This is a genomic window from Streptomyces sp. CB03238, assembly GCF_002099185.1.
GTDB lineage: Bacteria > Actinomycetota > Actinomycetes > Streptomycetales > Streptomycetaceae > Streptomyces.
The window spans coordinates 165,557-184,233 of sequence record NZ_NBCN01000008.1 but is presented as its reverse complement, the minus strand read 5'-3'; the positions used below and the strand labels follow the sequence as shown (position 1 = coordinate 184,233).

At 72.6% G+C, this 18,677-nt stretch carries 24 protein-coding genes; 12 read left to right on the top strand and 12 right to left on the bottom strand.

The features are described 5' to 3' along the window. The first annotated feature begins 140 nt into the window (after nt 1-140). Together BKD26_RS16815 and BKD26_RS16810 are read left to right on the top strand one after the other, a co-directional pair. Nucleotides 141-347: a type II toxin-antitoxin system VapB family antitoxin gene (locus tag BKD26_RS16815; RefSeq protein WP_084898717.1), complete on the top strand. Its 207-nt coding sequence runs from the start codon at nt 141-143 to the stop codon at nt 345-347. Beyond that, nucleotides 338-757, top strand: a complete 420-nt coding sequence (locus tag BKD26_RS16810; protein ID WP_084898716.1) for a PIN domain nuclease — start codon at nt 338-340, stop codon at nt 755-757. The genes BKD26_RS16815 and BKD26_RS16810 overlap by 10 nt, the downstream gene beginning before the upstream one ends. 65 nt (nt 758-822) lie before the next feature. Here BKD26_RS16810 and BKD26_RS16805 read toward each other — a convergent pair whose 3' ends face one another. The 3 genes from BKD26_RS16805 to BKD26_RS16795 form a co-directional block, all read right to left on the bottom strand. After that, nucleotides 823-1,524, bottom strand: a complete 702-nt coding sequence (locus tag BKD26_RS16805; RefSeq protein ID WP_084898715.1) for a DUF6518 family protein — start codon at nt 1,522-1,524, stop codon at nt 823-825. Between the two features lie 1,822 nt (nt 1,525-3,346). Then, nucleotides 3,347-3,937 carry a Uma2 family endonuclease gene (locus tag BKD26_RS16800; protein ID WP_084898713.1) on the bottom strand — a complete coding sequence of 197 codons (591 nt, stop codon included), beginning with the start codon at nt 3,935-3,937 and terminating at the stop codon, nt 3,347-3,349. Further along, a complete protein-coding gene (locus BKD26_RS16795) occupies nt 3,934-4,806 on the bottom strand; it encodes a hypothetical protein (RefSeq protein WP_084898711.1) in 873 nt (290 codons plus the stop codon). Before BKD26_RS16795 ends, BKD26_RS16800 begins: the two co-directional genes overlap by 4 nt. A 241-nt stretch (nt 4,807-5,047) precedes the next feature. On the opposite strand from BKD26_RS16795, the gene BKD26_RS16790 reads away from it, so the two are divergent. Then, nucleotides 5,048-5,491: an SRPBCC family protein gene (locus BKD26_RS16790; protein ID WP_084898710.1), complete on the top strand. Its 444-nt coding sequence runs from the start codon at nt 5,048-5,050 to the stop codon at nt 5,489-5,491. A 49-nt stretch (nt 5,492-5,540) separates the two neighbouring features. Here BKD26_RS16790 and BKD26_RS16785 read toward each other — a convergent pair whose 3' ends face one another. Continuing rightward, on the bottom strand, nt 5,541-5,726 hold the full coding sequence (locus BKD26_RS16785; RefSeq protein ID WP_084898708.1) for a DUF397 domain-containing protein: 186 nt from the start codon (nt 5,724-5,726) through the stop codon (nt 5,541-5,543). After that, complete coding sequence (locus tag BKD26_RS16780; protein ID WP_084898706.1) at nt 5,707-6,549, bottom strand: helix-turn-helix transcriptional regulator; 843 nt, start codon at nt 6,547-6,549, stop codon at nt 5,707-5,709. Before BKD26_RS16780 ends, BKD26_RS16785 begins: the two co-directional genes overlap by 20 nt. A gap of 115 nt (nt 6,550-6,664) precedes the next feature. On the opposite strand from BKD26_RS16780, the gene BKD26_RS16775 reads away from it, so the two are divergent. From BKD26_RS16775 to BKD26_RS16750, 6 genes are all read left to right on the top strand, one after another. Further along, nucleotides 6,665-6,883, top strand: a complete 219-nt coding sequence (locus BKD26_RS16775; RefSeq protein WP_073757245.1) for a hypothetical protein — start codon at nt 6,665-6,667, stop codon at nt 6,881-6,883. Nucleotides 6,884-6,897: 14 nt separating this feature from the next. Continuing rightward, nucleotides 6,898-7,083, top strand: a complete 186-nt coding sequence (locus BKD26_RS16770) for a hypothetical protein (RefSeq protein ID WP_084898919.1) — start codon at nt 6,898-6,900, stop codon at nt 7,081-7,083. Between the two features lie 86 nt (nt 7,084-7,169). Beyond that, on the top strand, nt 7,170-7,394 hold the full coding sequence (locus BKD26_RS16765; RefSeq protein WP_084898705.1) for a type II toxin-antitoxin system VapB family antitoxin: 225 nt from the start codon (nt 7,170-7,172) through the stop codon (nt 7,392-7,394). After that, entirely contained in the window at nt 7,391-7,807 is a 417-nt protein-coding gene (locus tag BKD26_RS16760; RefSeq protein ID WP_084898703.1) for a PIN domain-containing protein, read from the top strand. The genes BKD26_RS16765 and BKD26_RS16760 overlap by 4 nt, the downstream gene beginning before the upstream one ends. 80 nt (nt 7,808-7,887) lie before the next feature. Next, nucleotides 7,888-9,321, top strand: coding sequence for an ABC transporter permease (locus BKD26_RS16755; RefSeq protein WP_084898702.1), 1,434 nt, complete (start codon nt 7,888-7,890; stop codon nt 9,319-9,321). Nucleotides 9,322-9,353: 32 nt separating this feature from the next. Then, nucleotides 9,354-10,037, top strand: a complete 684-nt coding sequence (locus BKD26_RS16750) for an ABC transporter ATP-binding protein (protein WP_084898700.1) — start codon at nt 9,354-9,356, stop codon at nt 10,035-10,037. On the opposite strand, the gene BKD26_RS16745 is transcribed toward BKD26_RS16750, so the two are convergent. The 3 genes from BKD26_RS16745 to BKD26_RS16735 all read right to left on the bottom strand — a co-directional run bounded on the left by BKD26_RS16745 (nt 10,015) and on the right by BKD26_RS16735 (nt 13,431). After that, nucleotides 10,015-11,406 carry a PTS transporter subunit EIIC gene (locus BKD26_RS16745; RefSeq protein WP_084898699.1) on the bottom strand — a complete coding sequence of 464 codons (1,392 nt, stop codon included), beginning with the start codon at nt 11,404-11,406 and terminating at the stop codon, nt 10,015-10,017. The genes BKD26_RS16750 and BKD26_RS16745 overlap by 23 nt on opposite strands. A gap of 68 nt (nt 11,407-11,474) precedes the next feature. Further along, nucleotides 11,475-12,377, bottom strand: coding sequence for an N-acetylmuramic acid 6-phosphate etherase (gene murQ / locus BKD26_RS16740; RefSeq protein WP_084898697.1), 903 nt, complete (start codon nt 12,375-12,377; stop codon nt 11,475-11,477). 31 nt (nt 12,378-12,408) lie between these two features. After that, nucleotides 12,409-13,431 (bottom strand): MurR/RpiR family transcriptional regulator, encoded by a 1,023-nt coding sequence (locus BKD26_RS16735; RefSeq protein ID WP_084898694.1) that lies wholly within the window; start codon nt 13,429-13,431, stop codon nt 12,409-12,411. Between the two features lie 74 nt (nt 13,432-13,505). On the opposite strand from BKD26_RS16735, the gene BKD26_RS16730 reads away from it, so the two are divergent. Then, complete coding sequence (locus BKD26_RS16730; RefSeq protein WP_084898693.1) at nt 13,506-13,862, top strand: hypothetical protein; 357 nt, start codon at nt 13,506-13,508, stop codon at nt 13,860-13,862. Then, nucleotides 13,859-14,128 carry a DUF4031 domain-containing protein gene (locus BKD26_RS16725; protein ID WP_084898691.1) on the top strand — a complete coding sequence of 90 codons (270 nt, stop codon included), beginning with the start codon at nt 13,859-13,861 and terminating at the stop codon, nt 14,126-14,128. Before BKD26_RS16730 ends, BKD26_RS16725 begins: the two co-directional genes overlap by 4 nt. Here BKD26_RS16725 and BKD26_RS16720 read toward each other — a convergent pair. After that, nucleotides 14,082-15,305 carry a Cmx/CmrA family chloramphenicol efflux MFS transporter gene (locus BKD26_RS16720; protein ID WP_084898918.1) on the bottom strand — a complete coding sequence of 408 codons (1,224 nt, stop codon included), beginning with the start codon at nt 15,303-15,305 and terminating at the stop codon, nt 14,082-14,084. The genes BKD26_RS16725 and BKD26_RS16720 overlap by 47 nt on opposite strands. Before the next feature lie 60 nt (nt 15,306-15,365). Then, the gene (locus BKD26_RS16715; protein ID WP_084898689.1) at nt 15,366-16,046 is read right to left on the bottom strand and encodes an HD domain-containing protein; all 681 of its coding nucleotides are present in this window, start codon (nt 16,044-16,046) and stop codon (nt 15,366-15,368) included. A gap of 62 nt (nt 16,047-16,108) precedes the next feature. Between BKD26_RS16715 and BKD26_RS16710 the strand changes: the two genes are divergently transcribed. Then, on the top strand, nt 16,109-16,786 hold the full coding sequence (locus BKD26_RS16710; RefSeq protein ID WP_084898687.1) for a maleylpyruvate isomerase family mycothiol-dependent enzyme: 678 nt from the start codon (nt 16,109-16,111) through the stop codon (nt 16,784-16,786). 189 nt (nt 16,787-16,975) lie between these two features. Here BKD26_RS16710 and BKD26_RS16705 read toward each other — a convergent pair whose 3' ends face one another. Both BKD26_RS16705 and BKD26_RS16700 read right to left on the bottom strand, forming a co-directional pair. Then, nucleotides 16,976-17,677, bottom strand: coding sequence for a copper homeostasis protein CutC (locus tag BKD26_RS16705; protein ID WP_084898685.1), 702 nt, complete (start codon nt 17,675-17,677; stop codon nt 16,976-16,978). Nucleotides 17,678-17,717: 40 nt separating this feature from the next. Further along, on the bottom strand, nt 17,718-18,566 hold the full coding sequence (locus BKD26_RS16700) for a hypothetical protein (RefSeq protein WP_084898684.1): 849 nt from the start codon (nt 18,564-18,566) through the stop codon (nt 17,718-17,720). Nucleotides 18,567-18,677: the final 111 nt, after the last annotated feature.

Below are 18,677 nucleotides of genomic sequence, written 5' to 3'. Positions count from 1 at the left end.
GACACGTCCTTCGTACGGAGTCGTACGTACGCGTACGGAACCGAGGGCGGCACCCCTACTCCCAGGGGGTGCCGCCCTCGGGCGTTTCCGGCTACCGTTAGGCATAAGGACTTGCTCGATCCGTATGCCTGGAGGCCACCATGTCGCGCACCATGATCGACCTGGATGATGCACTTGTCGCCGAGGCCGCCGAGATACTGGGCACGACGACCAAGCGAGCGACGATCAACGGTGCGCTGGCCGAGTTCGTGGCTGCCGCCAAGCGGCAGCGGTTCATGGAGATGCTGGAGGAAGGGGTCTTCAGCGACCTCGGCGACCCGGAAGTGATGGCGAAGGCGTGGCAGTAGCCCGGTACCTGGTCGACAAGAGTGCCTGGGCGCGCGCAATAGACCCCTTGGTCAAGGCCACGCTGCAACCGCTGGTGCAGCGCGGCCTGGTGGCCACGTGCGCCGTGATCGACCTGGAGATCCTTTTCAGCGCCCGCAACGCCATGGAACACTCCGCCGGGCGATCGGTCCGCAAGGGATTCGAGTGGCTTCCGCTCACGGACGAGATCGGTGCGCGCGCCATCGAGGTCCAAGGGCTGCTCGCGGAGAAGGGAATGCACCGGGAGGCGTCCATCCCGGATCTGCTGATCGCGGCCACTGCTGAGCGGCACGGGGTGACGGTGCTGCATTACGACGGGGACTTCGACCACATCGCCGCCATCACGGGCCAGCCCACTGAGTGGGTGGTCGAGCGAGGCTCTGTGCCATAGGCCCGGTGGGGATGAGGGCCGGCCTCTCTGTAAGAGGGCCGGCCCTCGGGCGTTTCCGCTCCCGCTCAGAGGGTGAACGCGGCGTCGATGAGCAGCCCCGCGCCGGTGGCGAGCGCCGCGCCGGCGGCCAGCACCAGCAGGGCGTAGCAGCGGTCCCGCAGCGAGCGGGCCAGAACGAGCGGGAGCAGGACGCCGACAGCGGTGTAGCACCAGGCCGCCGTGGTGCCGGGCCCGCTGTTGGAGTTCGCGTCCGTCGCGAGCCGGAAGAAGTGCAGGCCCTCCATGACCCAGACCGACCCGACCACCCCGGCGGCCGCCGATCGGAGTACGGGGCGGTGGTGGCGCAGCAGGGCGCCGGCCGCGCCGTAGCCAGGACCCGCGACCAGCCCGGCGGCGATCCAGATCACCACGGCGGACAGCCCGGCCGCGTACCCGCGCAGCTCGGAGGTCGCGTAGTAGCCGACGACCAGCCCGGCCTGCGAGAGGAGTCCGGCCAGGGCCGCCGACCGCCAGCGCCCGGGGGCCCGGAGGCCGATCAGGAAGGCGACCGTGACCCAGGTGGAGGCCGAGTTGACGAGCGCGTGCCAGCCACCGGTGAGGTACGTCTGCCCAAAGGACGTCACGGCCCCTCCGGCGAGACCCGCCCCGACGGCGAGTGCCATAAGAGGCCAGGCGCGGGTGGGGGCGGGGGTGCGGGTGGCGGGGGTAACGGGGGTAACGGGGGTCGCATGGGAGGCCGTCGGTGTGGGGGCTCCGGTGGTGGACACGGTGATCGACTCCTGAACGCGTTCATCGGCGGCCGTCGGACGATGGGGGTTTCGGCCACCCGCTGAGACGCACAACGAGGGCGCGGCGTTCAGTGCGCGGAGGCGTGAGCGCTCTGGGCGTGACCGTTCCGGTGTTGGTTGCCGTGTGGGCCGCCCTCTCTCCGAGTGTGGCGGGCTCCGGCGCCCCGTCAAGGGCGCTCCCTTCGGTCGCGTCGCTTCGCGATGGGCTTCGCCCACCCTTGACCGGCCGCCTCCGCCCGCCTTTTCCCACTCGGAGGGCGGCCCGGGGGGATGGGCCCTCGGGGGGCGCACGTGGCCGGTGCCGTTCGTGGCCGGGTGGCGGGCGCCGGAGGGGGCGCGGCAGCGGTGTGGGGCGGTGGCGGCTGGGCTAAGCGGCTGCGGCTCGTCTTTCGGCTGAGGCACAGGACCTCGCTCCTGCCGGTGGTGGGTGCGCCCCAGTGGCATGGGGCGTCCGGGGTGGGCTCGGCGGCTGCGGGTGGGTGAGGGGTCGGGGTTCAGGCAGGTGGCTGGGGTGGGTGCGGGGCTGGGCCTGGGTGTTGCCCTGACGAAGGGGTGCCCGGTTGCCCGGCCTGTTGGCTCACGGGCCCGGTCCAATCCTCTGCTGCCCGTGGTTGCTCCCGGGCACCTCACCGGCCGCGCCTGCCGTGCAGGGAGGTCTCACCCGTCTTCTTGGTCACGCCAGCGCCGGGTTCGGGGTGTTGTGTGCGGTGTGGGACACCTTCCCGTCGTGGTGTGCGGGCTGTGGGTGTCCGATCCCGCCCACAACTCCGGCAGGGCGATACGGCTGGGACTGGAGGGGCCGGAGGGGCCCGCCCTGTGGGGCAGATGGCGTGTCCGGCACCCCCGGGGGGCTGGCCGGGGAGGCCGCGCCCCGTGCCTGTGCCGGACAGGAGGCAGCACTTGCGGGGCACCGGTGTCCCCCGCCGAACTCCTCAAGGTGAGGGGCTCGGCCTTGCCCCGGGCACCGGGCCGACCTGGTCCTGTGACGGGGCACGACGGCCGGCGTCTGGCGTCCTGCGGGTGCGGTGTGCGGGGCTCGAAGTCCCTCTGGCCCCGCCTGCCTCACCAGGACGCCTCACCGGGCCCCACCGTCACATCTGCACCAGGGTCGGGGAGTTGTGGGCGGTGTAGGACACCTTCCGACCACGAGCGTCCGGGCACGGGGTGTCCCATCCCGCCCACAACTCCGGTGGTCCTATACGGGTGGGACTGGAGGGGCCGCCCCTTCTGGAGGCCGACCTGGCCGTGCCTTACTGTCCGGAAGGCCGTGGCCCCGGGCCCGAGTCGGAGGACAGGCCGCGCCCCGGCCCTGCTGTCCTGGCCGCGCGGTGCCCGCCGTGCCCCGGCCGGACAGGGCAACACCCAGGCCCAGCCACCATCCCACCCCAGCCACGTGCCTGAACCCCGGCCCCTCACCCGCACGCAGTCGCCGAGCCGGGCCCGGATGCCCCATGGCACTGGGGCGCACCCACCACCGGCAGGAGCGAGGTCCTGTACCGCAACCGGAAGGCGGCGGCCAGCCGCTTAGCCAGGCAGCGCCGCCCCATTCCTCTGCCGCGCCTGCCCCGGCCGGGCTGCCTCGGCCACGAGCCCGACTCTTGCGGCTGGCCCTCCGGATGCCCGCTCCCCGGGGCCGCCCTCCGAGAGAAAACGCGCGGGTGGAGGCGGCCTGTCAAGGGTGGCCGTAGGCCATCGGCGAAGCCGACGCGAAGCGCCCTTGACAGGGTGCCGGAGCCCGCGACTCTCGGAAGGGAGGGCGGCCCGGCACGGTGACCAGTACCGGACGGCCCACCCCAGGGCCTCAGTGGGCGAAGTCCTTGAGCTTCTCCGTGTTGAGGGTGATGTTGACGGGGGCGGGGAGCGGGACGGTGTCGCCGTACTTGTGGGAGACGTTCCGCTGGTACGTCCCGTGCTCCGGCTCGTTGTGGACGGTGAGGTTGTCGGAGCTGCGGTCGATGAGGAGGAACACGGGGATGCCTGCCTGGGCGTATCCGACGCCCTTCTCCTTGCGGTCCAGGCGGTCGGTGCCGGTGTCCGTGTCGGAGTCGAAGGACGTGACTTCCACTGTCATGAGGACGCCCGCCGGGTCCGCCCCGTCACGGTGCCCGGCGAGGTAACCCAGGGGAGTGAGCGCGCCGTCGGGTTTGGCCCGCCCTTGCCGGGAACGCTCGACCAGCAGGCCCTGCCCGGGGTAGAGCGCGAGCTCGGGGCGTTGCTGCATGCACTGCCGGAGCAGCCACATGATGATTGTTCCGTGATCGCCGTCCCGCCCGGGCTTGACCTTCAGCCTCCCGTTGATGAATTCGAGCGTGACGGTCTCCGGGGCCCTGCGGGCGAGCTCCTCGAAATCCTCGACGGGCATCTGCGGGCGCTCTGTGGGGCCAGAGGTCATGGTGTTGCATTCTCCCGTGCAGCGTGCCCGGCCCGTTCGGGTGGGCGGGTGGCTGCCGCTCTGGCCTGGGCGGCGTGGGCGCGGACTTGGTCGGGGGCGAGGGGGAAGCGGGGCACGGGGACGGGTTCGCCCCGGCAGGGGGCGCATTCGCCGCCGAGGAGGGCTTCTGGGCGGGCGGGGTTGCCGCACCTGGCGCATTCCAGGACGCGGCGCGGTGGTCGGACCGGCACGGTCCGCTCGGGCGGGATCTTGGTGGTGAGGCGAGTGCGGGCCAGGGCGAAGGGGCGGTGGACCTGCGACGGCAGGCCGGCCGTCAGGGCGTGCATGACGTGCCGCTCGTCGGCGCCGCGCGCGAACCACTCGCTGACCAGCGGCTCCAGCGCGGCGCAGTCGGCGGCGGACAGCGCCATCATCGGCGCCTCGCGCCCCAGCGCGGCGAGCAGGATGAAGGCCCGGGAGCGGGTCCGGCGCGGCGGCTTGTCCTCGGGCACGTCACCCCGCTGGAACGCCGCCCACCAGTCGTCGTCCCGCGCGGTACGGGACCACCAGGTGCGGGTCACCCAGTGCTCGGTGCCGGACGTCGAGACGATCTGCTCCTGGCCCCGGCGCAGGTGGCCGGCGGCGACGAGGTTGTTCAGGGCGGTGCTGACGGCACGCTGGCCGTAGAGCGGCAGGATCTTGGCGAGCGTCTTGTAGGAGATGTCCGCGCCGTCCGTCAACCTGTCGATGTACCCCGCGATACTCCGCTCGCGCGGCGGCAGATGGGCGAAGTCGCTGGCAGTGGGCGGCTTCTGGCCCGGGGCGGAACGCTTGCCGTAACCGGGCTTGGCGAGGGGGTGTGGGGCAGCACTAAGCTGGCTGTCAGCCATGGATCGAGGTCCTGTCGATCTAGTTGGTCAGGCCCCCGCCGGTGTTGCTGCACCGGGCGGGGGCCGTTCGTTTACCGGGACGCTAGAGCCTGATCACCGTACGTGGCAAATCCACTCCGCATAGTCAGATTGGCGACAACTCGCCGGGTGGGTGGGCGGGTTATCAACCAGACCCTAAGTACCAATCACTGTTAAAAGCGCTCGGCGATCGGTACTTAAGCCCCGGGCCTACGCTGGGGTTATGGCCGTCGACGTCCTGACCGAGACCGTGATCGACGCCCCGTGCGACCTCGTCGCCGCGTACGCCGCCGATCCCTCCACCGCGCCCGAGTGGTACGCGAACATCGTGTCGGTGGAGTGGGAGACCGCCTCGGAGGTGGAGGTGGGCGCACGGGTGGCGTTCGTGGCCCGTTTCCTGGGGCGGCGGCTCGTCTACACGTACGAGATCGTCGAGTACGAGCCCGGCCGGCGGCTGGTGATGCGCACGACCGAGGGGCCGCTGCCCATGGAGACCACCTACACCTGGGAGCCGTACGGGGTCGAGGGCGACCGCACCCGGATGACCCTCCGGAACCGGGGCGGCGGAGGCAGCCGCATCCTCGCGGCCGCGATACGCCGCGCCAACCGCAAGGACCTCGCGATGCTGCGGCACCTGCTGGAGCTGCGCTACGGCCCCGGAGCGTGAGGCTTGAGCTCCGGGGCCGCGCGGCTCGCTCTCGTCGCGCTTGTCGCTCTTATCGCTTGAGGTCCGCTACGAACGCGGACCATGCGGCGGCCCGGAACACGAGCTTCGGGCCGGTGGGGTTCTTGGAGTCACGGACGGGGATGGCGTCGGGGTGGCCGTCGGCAACTTCGAGGCAGTTGCCGCCATCCCCGCCGCTGTACGTGGACTTGCGCCACTCAAGGGTGTCGATCTTCATGGGCGTAATCCTCCGCCACTGATTCGATCAGGGCCAGGGATTCTTTCGGTGACACTGCGCTGGCCCGCAGCAAATCGTAGGCCAGTTCGTGCCGCCTAACGCTGGCCGGGTCGTCCTGCAACTGACCGGTGCCGTGGCCTTCAAGGTAGGCGAGTGGCGGTGCGTCATCGAAGGCCATCAGCTTGATCCCGCCGTCCAGAGATGCGTGCGCGCCTGCTTCGAACGGCAGCACCTGCACAATTACCCGGTGGCAGCGATCCAACTCCGCGATGTGCTGGAGCGCCTCCGCCATCACCGCTGGGCCGCCGACTTTGCGCCGGAGTACGGCCTCGTCCAAAACTGCCCAAAACAGGGGCGTAGTTGGATCGTCGAGGACGTGAGCTCGGTCGAGCCTGGCCTCCACCAGGCCGTCGATGACGTCTTCCGTCGCGGTCGGCTGGTACGCGCGGAACACCGCCCGCGCGTACCGCTCCGTCTGCAGCACGCCCGGGATCAGCAGCGGCGCGTACTCCCGGATCGATGTCGCGACCGCTTCCGCCTCCGCCGCCTCCGCGAAGTGGTCCGGGTAACGCGACTTGTTGGCGGCCTCGCAGTTGCGCTCGAAGAAGCCGTCCGTGCCCAGTATCGCGTCGATCTTGACCGCGAACTCCCGCTGCATCCGGCGCGTACCCGCCTCCAGCTGGCCGATGAACGAGCCGCTCACGAAGAGCTTCTCGCCCAGGCCGTCCTGGCTGTAGTTGGCCTTTTCGCGGGCATGGCGCAGCTCGGCGCCGAGCAGTGCCCTGGGGGAGGAGGACGGATCTAGATCCTTTGGACCGGGCATGTGTCAACTCCCGTTAGCACAGATGGGGTTGTTGGGCCGCCGTTGTGTTCAGACTAGCCGCCAATCGACCACTCTGTGTACAGAACCCGAACACTCAGCGTGGAGGTGCCTGGTCATGGGGATGCGAGCGGCGGAGCGGCTGCGGGCGGCCGAGAACGTGGTGGCCCAGTTGCGGGACGAGCTGGGCAGGGTGGGCGTGACTCTGCCGTCCCTGCGGGTGGACCCGGTGTCGGCGGCGAGCGACGCGTCGCCGTTTCCGCTGGTGGAGCTGGGGCGCTGCAACATCGACACGGCCATGCGGCTGGTCGCCGTCCTGCACGAGGCCCGCCGGTGAGCGCGCCGCAGTACATGATCGACTCCCGGGATGGGCGGGTCGGCGAGGTCATGGGCCACGTCGGGGGCTACGTACAGCTGCGCCCGCCGGGCGGCGGCCGGGAGTGGGACTGCCCGGCCGACGCGCTGAGCCCCGCCCCGCCGAGCGAGGTGCTGCGGGCACGCGTTCGAGAGTTGAACAGGGGCAGGCGGTTGCCGTGAAGAGGTCTCCTCGCTGGGCAGCGGCCGTGGTATGTACACTCGGAGTGCAGCATCCGGGCCGAGGATGTACAGATCGGGAGGCCGGCATGTCTCTGACGCACATCGACATCGACGACGAAGCCCTGGAGACCGCCAAGCGACTGGGCGGGCACCGGACGAAGACCGCCGCTGTCGCGACGGCGCTGGAGGAGTACAACAAGCGGCTGCTGCGCGCCGCCGCGTACGAGAAGTACTTCGACATCGCTCAGGGGTGGGACATCGAGGGGGCCGAGGAGGCACATCGCGCGGACAAGGAGGCCTTCCGCCATTGAGCCGGTACCTGGTGGACTCGTCTGCGCTCTGGCGCATGATGCGTGACAAGGATGTCCACATGGCATGGCGGTCTACGGTTGCGGACGGGGACGTCCGCTCCTGCTATCCGCAGCGAGCGGAGTTCCTCCGGTCCGCGCGAGACCCCAAGGAGTACGAGGCGTACAGCGCCATGTTCTCCGAGCTGTACGAAGACATCGGCGTCCCCAAGGGGGCGGCCCAGTGGATCGGCGGGCTTCAGCATCGTGCCGCCGAGAGCGGTGCCCACCGAGCGCTTTCGGCTGTCGACCTCCAGGTGTGTGCGACTGCCGCCCACCATGGCCTTGTTGTCCTGCATGACGACAACGACTTCGTGACCGCGTCTCGCTTCGCCGTCGACCTCCAACAGCGGAATGTGCACGCAGGGCCGTTCTGACATCGCTCGCGCAGTGCTTCTCATCCGACTCTCACCGGGTCCTCAACCCCCCATCACGCCGCCTCCATAGCTTTCGCGGCATGTTCTTCACCTATCTCCGGCGCGAGCTGCGCCGTCGGCGGAAGGCGGCGTTCGTCGTCGCCTCGGGGCTGGGCCTCGGAATCGCGCTGGTCATCGTGGTCAACTCGGTCACGGCCGGGATGAGTCAGGCCCAGGGCAAGGTCCTGGAGTCGCTGTACGGGCTGGGGACCGACATGACGGTCACCAAGGCCGCCTCACCGCCCGGGGAGGGGGAGACGGTGCGGCGGCCCCGGTTCCGGTTCGACGCCGAGGAGGGCGGGGACGGCGAGCAGAGCCAGGACGTCGTGATGGTGCAGGGGTTCGAGACGCTCGCCGCCGCCACCGTCGCGAAGGTCGGCGGGCAGGACGGGGTCGCCGAGGCCGTCGGCGGGCTGAACGCCCGGGTGATGAAGGTCGACGGGCAGTTCAAGCGCGGTGAGGTGCAGCCCGGTCAGCCCGCCCAGCCCGGTCAGCCCGGCCAGGGCGACGGTGGGAACCAAGTGCGCGGCGGTGGCGCGGACTTCGGGGTCGAGTCGTACACCGTGTACGGGACCGACGTCGCCCACCAGGGGCTGGGGCCGCTGACGTCGTCGGAGATCACCGCCGGGCGTACGTTCACGGCGGCCGAGACGTCCGCCAAAGTGGCCGTCGTCGACAGCGCGTACGCCAAGGAGCAGGGGCTGGCCGTCGGGGAGAAGCTGACCATCTCCGGCACGGCGTACCGCGTCATCGGCATCGCGACCGCCGACAGTGGGGACGCCGCCGCCAACGTCTACCTGCCGCTCGCGGAGGCGCAGACGCTCGCCGACGCCAAGGGCAAGGTGACGACGGTGTACGTCCGGGCGACGGACTCGCAGCGGATCGAGGACGTCAAGGGCGCCGTGCAGAAGAACGTTCCGGGGACGACCGTCACCACGTCCGCCGACCTCGCCGACACCGTGTCCGGGTCGCTGTCGACCGCCTCCGACCTGGCGTCGGGCGTCGGCAAGTGGCTGTCGATCGTCGTGCTGGGCGCGGCGTTCGTCGTGGCCGGGCTGCTGACGTCGTCGGCGGTGAGCAGGCGGGTGCGGGAGTTCGGCACCCTCAAGGCGCTCGGGTGGAAGAGCGGGCGCGTCACCCGGCAGGTGGCCGGCGAGGCGCTGGTGCACGGACTGATCGGCGGGGCGCTCGGGATCGGGGTCGGGCTGGCCGGGGCGTGGGCCATCACGGCGTTCGGCCCGACGCTGACGGCCGAGCTGGGCGGGGGAGTCGGGCCCGGCGGTGGCGGCGGCGCCGGGCCGGTGCGGGATGCCGCGTCACGCGCCGTGGACATCGCGCTCACCGCGCCCGTCTCGCTCACCACCGTCGCGCTCGCCGTGGCGCTCGCCGTCGCGGGCGGTCTCGTCGCGGGCGGGTTCGGCGGCTGGCGCGCCTCGCGGCTGCGGCCGGCGGACGCGCTGCGCCGCGTTGCGTAAATCCTTCTTGGTATGACTGGAGTTGACAGCACATGTACGAGCTCAGTGGCGTCACCAAGCGCTACCGGCGCGGCAAGGACACCGTCCAGGCCCTGGACGGGGTGGACCTGATCATCGAGGACGGTGGGCGGCTGGTCGTCCAGGGCCCGACGGGCGGCGGCAAGTCCACGCTGCTGCAGATGCTCGGCGGCCTGGACCGGCCGACGGAGGGCAGCGTCGTCCTGGACGGGACGGATCTCGCGACGCTGCCGGAGGCGCGGCTGACGCGCGTACGGGCGGAGAAGATCGGGTTCGTGTTCCAGGGGTTCAACCTGGTGCCGACGCTCACCGCCCAGGAGAACGTCGAGACCGCCCTCGTACCGCTGGGGCTCAGGGCCCCCGAGCGGCGCGAGCGGGCGGCGGAGGCGCTGGTGGCGGTGGGGCTCGGCGAGCGGCGCGGGCACCTGCCGGGCGAGCTGTCGGGCGGGCAGCAGCAGCGGGTGGCGATCGCGCGGGCGCTGGTCAAGCGGCCGGCGGTGCTGCTGGCGGACGAGCCGACCGGCAACCTCGACGAGTCGATGCGCGACGAGATCATGGAGCTGCTGGAGGGGCTGTGGGAGGAGAACGGGCTGACGTTCGTCATGGTCACCCATGACACGGCCCTGGCGCGGCGCGCGCCCCGGCTCGCCGTGATCAGGAAGGGGCGGGTCACGATCAAGGAGCAGGCGGTGAGGTGAGGGTGGTGCGGCTGAGGCCGAAGAGGTACGTGGCGGCGAACCCGGCGACGTACCCGGTCAGCAGGCCGCCCGCGTAGACGGCGACGGTGGTGATGGCCAGGCCGCCGTCGCCGCCGCCGTGGAGCAGCGGGAACAGCGCCCAGCCGGACGGGCCGATCGCCGTCGAGCCGACCGTGTCGCCGAGCATGTTGAACAGCCCGACGAACCCGCCGCCGAACGCCCCGCCGACGCAGGCGGTGATGAACGGCCGGCCGAGCGGCAGCGACACGCCGTAGATGAGCGGCTCGCCCACGCCGAGCAGCCCGGCGGGGAGCGCGGACTTGATGGTGCGGCGGAGGTCGGTGTGGTGGCGGAGGCGTACGTACACGGCGGCGGCCGCGCCGACCTGCCCGGCGCCTGCCATCGCCAGGATGGGCAGGAGGACGGTGTGGCCCTGCTGCTCGATCAGGGTGGTGTGGATCGGGATCAGGGCCTGGTGCAGGCCCAGCATGACGAGCGGGAGGAACAGCCCGCCCAGGACGAAGCCGGCGACCGCGCCGGCGTGCGCGAGCAGCCAGTTCGCGGCCACGCCGATGGCGGAGGACACCTCACCGGCGACGTACATCAGGCCGTAGACGGTGACCAGGCCGGCGACGAGCACGGTGAGGGTGGGCGTGACGAGGACGTCGAGGGCCTCGGGTACGTGGCGGCGGCACCACTTCTCGATGTGGACGGCGAGTACGGCGGCGGCCAGGGCGCCGAGGACGCCGCCCTGGCCGGGGGCGAGTTGATGGCCGAAGGCCTCGACCTTGGCGACGCCCGCGTACACGATGATCGCGGCGACGGCGCCGCCGAGGATCGGCGTACCGCCGAACTCCTTGGCCGTGTTGAGGCCGACGAACACGGCGATCAGCGCCATGAAGCCGGAGGCGATGGCGGCGAGGGCGGGGGTGAGGGCGGGGAGTTGGTGGGTGTTGAGGAGCAGGCCGTTGAGGCCGGCGATGATGCCGCAGCCGATGAGGGCGGGGATGAGGGGGACGAAGATGTTGGCGATGCGGCGGAGGAGCAGCTTGCCGGGGGTGGCGTTCCTTGTCTTCTGGGCCGCCTTGATGGCGGCGCCCCGGTCCGGGAGGAGCAGGGCTTCGAACGCGGGCGTGACCCGGGCGACGGTGCCGGGGCCGAGGACGATCTGGTACGTCGTGCCGTCCTCGACGACGCCCAGGACGGCCGGGTGGGCGCGGATGTCCGCGTCCTGGACCAGGCTCCGGTCGCGGAGGCCGAGGCGGAGGCGGGTCATGCAGTGGGCGACGGAGGTGACGTTCGCGGCGCCGCCGACGAGGGGGAGGAGGGCGGTGGCGGTGGTGCGGTGGGGGTCGGTCGGGGTGGTCATGGCGCGGATGGTGCCAGGGGGCGGGCGGTGTACGGCGGGTGCGCGCCGGTGGGCGGGTGGGGCCCCTTCTATTGGTCGAGTGCCGCGCGGAGGTGGCCGTTCGTCTTGGTCAGGAGCTGGGTCGCCGTGTCCGGGTCGACGCCCGCCAGGAGGGTGAGGATCGCGGGCTTGACCTCGCCGTCCGTGGCCGTGAGGGCGGCCTCGATGTCGGCGTCGGACGCGCCGGTGGCGAGGGAGACGATCCGGCGGGAACGGGCGCGGAGCTTCTCGTTGGAGGCGCGGACGTCCACCATGAGGTTTCCGTACGTCTTGCCGAGCCGGATCATCGTGATCGTCGAGATCATGTTGAGGACCAGCTTCTGGGTGGTGCCGGCCTTCAGGCGGGTGGAGCCGGTGAGGAGTTCGGGGCCGACGACGACCTCGATGCCGTGCTCGGCGGCGGCCGCGAGGGCGCTGCCCGCGTTGCAGGCGAGGCCGATCGTCAGGGCCCCGTGCGTACGGGCGTGTTCGACCGCGCCGATGGCGTAGGGGGTGCGGCCGGAGGCGGAGATGCCGACGACCGTGTCGTCGGGCGTGAGGGAGAGGGCGGTGAGGTCCTCGGCCGCGAGGTCCTTGGAGTCCTCGGCGCCCTCGACGGCCTCCAGCATGGCCGCCGGGCCGCCCGCGATGAGGCCGACGACCTGGGTGGGCGCGGTGTTGAAGGTGGGCGGGCATTCGCTGGCGTCCAGGACGCCGAGCCGCCCGGCGGTGCCGGCGCCCGCGTAGATGAGGCGGCCGCCGCGCGCCATGCGGTCGGCGGTGGCGTCGATGGCGGCGGCGATGCGGGGCAGCTGGGTGGCGACGGCCACGGGGACGGACTGGTCCTCGGCGTTCATGAGGCGGGCGATCTCGGCGGTGGGGAGGCGGTCGATGTCCGCGAGCTCGGGGCGGAACGCTTCCGTGGTGAGGGAGGACAGTTCGGAGGGGTTCATGCGGGCGTGCTCTTTCGGCCGGGTGGGGCGATCAGCGGGTGCGGGTGCGGGGGGAGTGGCGGTGCGCGAGGGCCTCGTACGACGCGGAGAGGGCGGGGGCGGCCGTGTCGTACGTACGCTGCGTGACGCCGGTGAACAGGCAGTCGACGACGAGGAGTTGGCTGGTGCGGGACGACATGGCGGCGGGGCGCAGTTCGCTCTCGCGGGCCGTGGAGGTGGTGAGTATGTGGTCGGCGTACTGCGAGACGGGGCCGTCGGGGCGGCCGGTGATGGCGACGGTCGTCGCGCCGTGGTCGAACGCGACGCGCAGCGGTTCTATGACGTCGCCGGTGGAGCCCGAGTGGGTGATGGCGATGGCGACGTCGCCGGAGCGGAGCTGTACGGCGTTGGTGACGGCGAGGTGCGGGTCGCTGTGGGCGTGCGCGATGAGCCCGATGCGCAGCAGCTTCTGAGCGAGGTCCTGGGCGACGAGGCCGGAGGCGCCGACGCCGTAGATGTCGGTGCGGCGGGCGGCGGCGAGCGCGGTGACGGCGGCGCCGAGCTGGATGGTGTCGAGGCCGGCGGCGGTGTCGGCGAGGGTCTGCTGCTCGTCGTACGCGAGCTTGGCGACGACGTCCGCGAGCGGGTCGTCGACGGCGATGTCGGCGGTGACGGAGGGCGCCCGGCCGGACTGCTGCTGGGCGGCGAGCCCGGCGAGGGCGAGGCGCAGGTCGCGGTAGCCCAGGTAGCCGAGGAGGCGGGCGGTGCGGACGACGGTCGCCTCGCTGGTGCCGGTGAGTTCGGCGAGTCCGGTGACCGTGAGGGCGGCGCAGCCGGCGGGGTCGGAGGCGACGGCTTCGGCGACGCGCTGCATGGAGCGGGTCATGGAGGGCGCGAGGGTGCGCACCTTGGCGGCGAGGGCGGCGGGTGCGGGTGTGGGTGCGGCGGGTCCGGGTGCGGATCCGGATGCGGCGGGTCCGGATGCGGGTCCGGATGCGGCGGGTCCGGGTGCGGCGGGGGCGGGCTCCGTGCTCGGTCTGCCGACGGCCCCGTTGCTGAAAATTTCCTTCACCATATCGGTCACACGTGAAAGGTATTTTCAGCCCGGTGGGTCGTCAACCCCTCCCGACCTGGGGTGACAATGGCTCCATGGACGCCGTGGATCCCCTGGAGCAGGCCCTGCACGCCGCGCGGGCCCTGGTCCTCGCCGACCTCAAGGCGCGGGACGTCGCCGAGGCGGAGGTCGTGTCGCTCGTGGAGGACGCGGTGACACACCGGCGCTGGTGGGTCGAGCAGTGGCCGGAAGGCATGGAGTACGTCGCTGGGCTCGTCGCCCAGGACGTCCAGGACGCGCTGCTGGAGCGGTACGGCCGCTGGCCGCTGTGCCCGGTGTGCGCCTCCGGCGACCCGCACGCGCTGGAAGTGGAACCGGAGCTGGGCCCCGACCCGCACTGGGTGTGCGGTAAGGCGGGCGTGGTGGTGGCACGGGTCGGCGGCCTTACGTGACGGTCTACATCGACCCGCCGAACTGGCCGGGCCACGGCCGCATGTGGTCCCACATGGTGAGCGACGTGTCCTACGACGAGCTCCACGCCTTCGCCGCCCTCATCGGCGCCCCGCCCCGCGCCTTCGACGGCGACCACTACGACGTCCCCTCCGAGCGGTACGCGGACGCGGTGGCGGCGGGCGCGGTCGAGATCGGCTCCAAGGAACTCGTACGCCTCCTCAAGGAGTCGGGCCTGCGGCGCCCGAAGCGGCGGGCGTCTCCCTGAGGGAGTCGGCCGACCCGGTCACCACGCGGGACGTCGAGGTGTGCAGGCGCAGGGCCACGGCTGCCGCCGCGAGGCCCAGGAGGGTCATCGCCGCGCCCGCCCAGGCCGTGGAGGGGAAGCCGAGGCCCGCGTCGATGACCGTGCCGCCGAGCCACGGCCCGCCGGTGTTGCCGAGGTTGAAGGCGGCCGTCGTCGTGGCGCCCGCCAGGGTGGGGGCGGCGCCGGCGACGTTGAACATGCGGGCGTTGAGGGCCGGGGCCGTGTAGAACGCCGAGACGCCGAGGAGGAAGGAGAGCATCACCGTGGTGACGGGGCTGGACGAGAAGAGCGCGAGCGCCACCAGGAACAGCGTCGACGCCGTGATGCCGCTGAGCAGCACCCCGAACAGGTGCGCGTCCGCGACCCGGCCGCCGATCGTCGTACCGATCAGCGCGCCGATGCCGAAGAGGGCCAGCACGGTCGGCACCCAGCCGACGTCGAGGCCGGCCACGTCGGTGAGCAGCGGGGCCAGGTAGGAGAACGCGCAGAAGACGCCGCCCGCCGCGAGGGCGGTGACCGCGACCGCGAGCCAGACCTGCCGGTCACGGTAGATCGTCAGCTCGCGCCGCAGCTGCGGCTTCTCGGCGGGCAGCGGGATGCGCGGGATCAGGGTCACCACGCCGACCAGCGCGATCGCCGAGGCGGCGCCGACGGCCCAGAACGCGGACCGCCAGCCCAGGTGCTCGCCCAGGAACGCGCCGGCCGGGACGCCGAGGACGTTCGCGATCGACAGCCCGCCGATCATCACGGCCATCGCGCGGGCACGCGACCCGACCGGCACCATCGCGATCGCGACGGCCGCGCCGACCGCCCAGAACCCGGCGCACGCCAGCGCGCTGACCACGCGCGACGCGAAGAGGATCCCGTACGAGGGAGCCAGCGCGCCCACCAGCTGCCCGACGCCGAAGGTGCTGATCAGCGCGATGAGCGTCGTCTTGCGCGGCAGCCGCAGCGTGGCGACCGCGAGGAGCGGCGCGCCGATCACCATGCCGATCGCGAAGGCGGATATGAGCAGCCCGGCCTTTGGGATGGAGACGTTCATGTCGTCCGCGATCGGTGGCAGCAGACCCGACAGCATGAACTCGCTCGTGCCGAGCGCGAAGACGGACAGGCCGAGGATGTAGACGGCCAGGGGCATGCGGGTGCGTTCACGCGCGGCGGAAGACGGCATGCCAGGGGTCAACGCGGTCGGTGCGCCTTACATTCCCGGGGTGCCCGTGGCCAGCAGCTTCAGCTCCGTGGTCAGGTTCTGGCGGGCCCGCTCCTCCCACTCCCGGGCCCCGTGCGGCGTACGGAACAGGCACGGCAGGCCCAGCAGCTGCCGCAGCACCGCCGCCCGGCCCTCCCGGAACGCCTCGTCCGGCACGAAGCCGTACTCCTCCCGTACGGCGGCGGCGTACGCGGCGTACGCGTCGGGCGCGGCGGCCAGGATCGCCAGGTCCGCGTCGCACAGCACCTCGCCGTTGCGGTCGCCGTCCGCCGGGTCGTGGGTGAGCGTGAGCCGGACCAGGCGGGCGACCTCCGCCGTACGGGCCGCGTCGATGCCCAGCTCGGGCAGGGCCCGCTCGGCGAGGCGGGCGCTGCGCTCCTCGTTGGTGGACCGCTCGGGGAGGTACACGGCGTCGTGGAACCAGGCGGCGAGGCGTACGAGATCGGGGTCGTCCGCGTGGTCCGCGAGCTCGTCGACACGGTCGAGGACGGCGAGGAGGTGGTCGGTGGTGTGGTAGCGGCGCTGCGGCTCGGCCCACCGGGCGAGGAGGTCGTCGGCGTACCGGTAGGGCGAGGGCATGCAGTCGTCCGTGTCCCGGGCGATGAGTACGGCCGACGCCCAGCGGCGGCGGAGGTCGTCGTGTGCGGGGTGAGCGGGGAGGGGCGCCATGGGGTCATTGTGCCGGGTGCGGCCCGTTGCCAGGGCGGGCTGTGGACGGTTGGCTGGAGCCCATGAGCGATCTACGTGACGTATCCGATGTACGTGACCCCGAGCTGCCCGGGCTGCTGCTGCGGACCGAGCGCGACGCCCTGATCCCGCTGCTGCGCCGCCTGCCCGACGCGGCCTTCGCCGTACGCACGTGCTGTCCCGGCTGGACGGTGCGGCACGTCCTGGCGCACTGCGCGGCGGCGCTGACGCGGGTGGTGGAGAAGCGTTTCGAGGAGGGCGTCTTCAGCCCCGAGGCCAACGACCGGGACATCGCCGAGCGCGGGGAGCGGTCCAACTTGGCGATCGTCGACGAGCTGGAGCGCGGCATGACCGAGGCGGGCGCGGCCATCGCGGCGGCGCCGGACGGGCGGCAGGACGGCATCGCGCTGGGCGAGTGGGTGCACGCGGGCGACGTACGGGAGGCCCTCGGCGAGCCGGGTGCCTACGCGGGACCCGGGCTCGCCCCGGCGCTGGACCTCCTCGCCGCGGTCACCCGGGCGCGCGGCACGGTGCCGCTCCACGCGGACCTCGACGACCGCGACGACCCGCTGCGCCTGGGCGCGGCGTCGGGTGAACGCCCCCCGGCCCGCTACCTGGGCCCGGCGCCGACCCTGATCCGCCTCTACGCCGCCCGCCCGCTGACGGGCACGCGCTACGACCTGGCGGGCGCCACGGAGGCGGACCTGGTCCTCTTCGGCTGACGTGGTCGATCGCCGTGCGCCGGGCGCGGACGGCGGTGGGGGAGACGGGGGCGGGCGGCTCGCCTGGCGGCGCGGCCACGGCCAGGCGGCGCGGCAACCGCCTGTCGGCGCGGCAACCGGCCGGCGGGCCGGTCGTCGCCTGCCGGGCGTACCGGCCGCCCGCGCGGTGGTGGGCCGGGGCCGGGCCGCCTACGCCCGGCCGTCGATCGCGGTGCGCCAGGCGCGGACGGCGGTGGGGGAGACCGGGGCGGACCAGCCGGAGGGGCGGGCGGCGCCGCCGATGTGGAAGGCGGTGACGCCGCCGGCGAGGAGCGCCGGGACGTGGTCCAGGCGGAGGCCGCCGCCGACCAGGAGCTGCGGCTCGTAGCCCGGTTCGCCGCGCCGGGCGGCGGCGGCCTCGGCCAGCAGGGTCGGCAGGCCCTCGTCGACACCGGCCGCCGAGCCGGCCGTGAGGTACGTGTCCAGCCCCGGCAGGTCGGCGAGCTGCTTGCGTGCCGCGTCCCGGTCGGCCGCCCGGTCGAGCGCCCGGTGGAACGTCCAGCGGCAGCCCTCCAGCTCGGCGACCAGCCGCTCGACGGCGACCAGGTCCACATGGCCCTCGGCGTCGAGGAAGCCGAGGACGAACTCGTCCGCGCCCTCCTCGCGCAACGCCCGCGCCACCCGTACCAGCGCGTCGATGTCGCCCGCCGAGAAGCCGTCGGCCAGGCGCAGCATCACGCGCAGCGGGATGTCCACGGCGGCGCGGATCCGGCCGTAGGTCTCGCGGGACGGGGTGAGCCCGTCCGCGGCCATGTCGGTGACCAGTTCGAGGCGGTCCGCTCCTCCGGCCTGTGCGGCGATCGCGTCCTCCGCGTCGAGGGCGATCACCTCCAGGACTGCACGGTTGCTCACTGACGGCTCCATTCGCTACAGGTCTAGTCCAATGGCCAGCCTAATGCGCGTGCACCGTGAAGGCAGCCGTACGGACCTTCCCCGCGTGCCGGAAGTCGAGGAAGAGCCGGTACGCCCCCGCGCTCGGCGCCGTCGCCGTGAACGACACCTCCGGTCCGGCAGGGCCCTCGTGCGGGTGGACGTGCAGGTAGGCGAGGTCGCCGGCGCGCAGCGCGACGAGGTGGCCGTACGCGCCCAGGTAGGGCTGGAGGTCGGTGACCGGCCGCCCGCCCCGGCTGACGCGCAGGGTCAGCTCGCCCGCCCGCCCCGGTGCCGGGGTCCCGGCGAGCTCCACGCGGTAGCCGTCGACCTCGGCGACCCGGCTCGGCGCGGGCAGTGCTGCCGGGCGGTACGTCCCCGACACCGCGAGGTCCGCCCCGAGCGTCAGCGCCCTGCCGCCCGCGGGCGTGAAGTCGGCGAACACCCGGTAGGAGCCGGCCTGGGGCAGCTCGACCGGCGTGGACCAGGTGCCGTCGGCTCCCCGCACGGGGTGCAGGTGCCGGTACACGGTCAGGTCCCGCGAGGCGAGGATCAGGTGCAGCTCCTTGCCGTGCTCACGTTCGTACGCCGTGACGGCCCGCCCGTGCGCGTCCGTGACGGCGAACCGCAGCTCGCCCCGCTTCCCGGCGGTGAGGGCCGACGGCTCCAATGTGAGCGTGTGGCCGCCCTCCGAGACCTGGAGCCCTCCGGGTGCGGTGGGGACGGAGGGCGCGTCGTGCTCGCCGTGCCCCGCGGCCGGCCGCTCCTCCGCCGCGACGACCGGGCCGACGCCCTTGCCGACCCCGTACGCCGTCCCGAAGGTCGCGGCGAGCGCTGCGGCGAAAGCGGTGATCTTCACTCCGGTGTTCATGACGACTCCTTGAGAGGCTCGTTCCCGATGCGCCAACAGTACCCCCGGGGGGTATGAAGTCAAGCGGATGAGTCCTTGCAGTTCATACCCCCAGGGGGTATACATGGACCC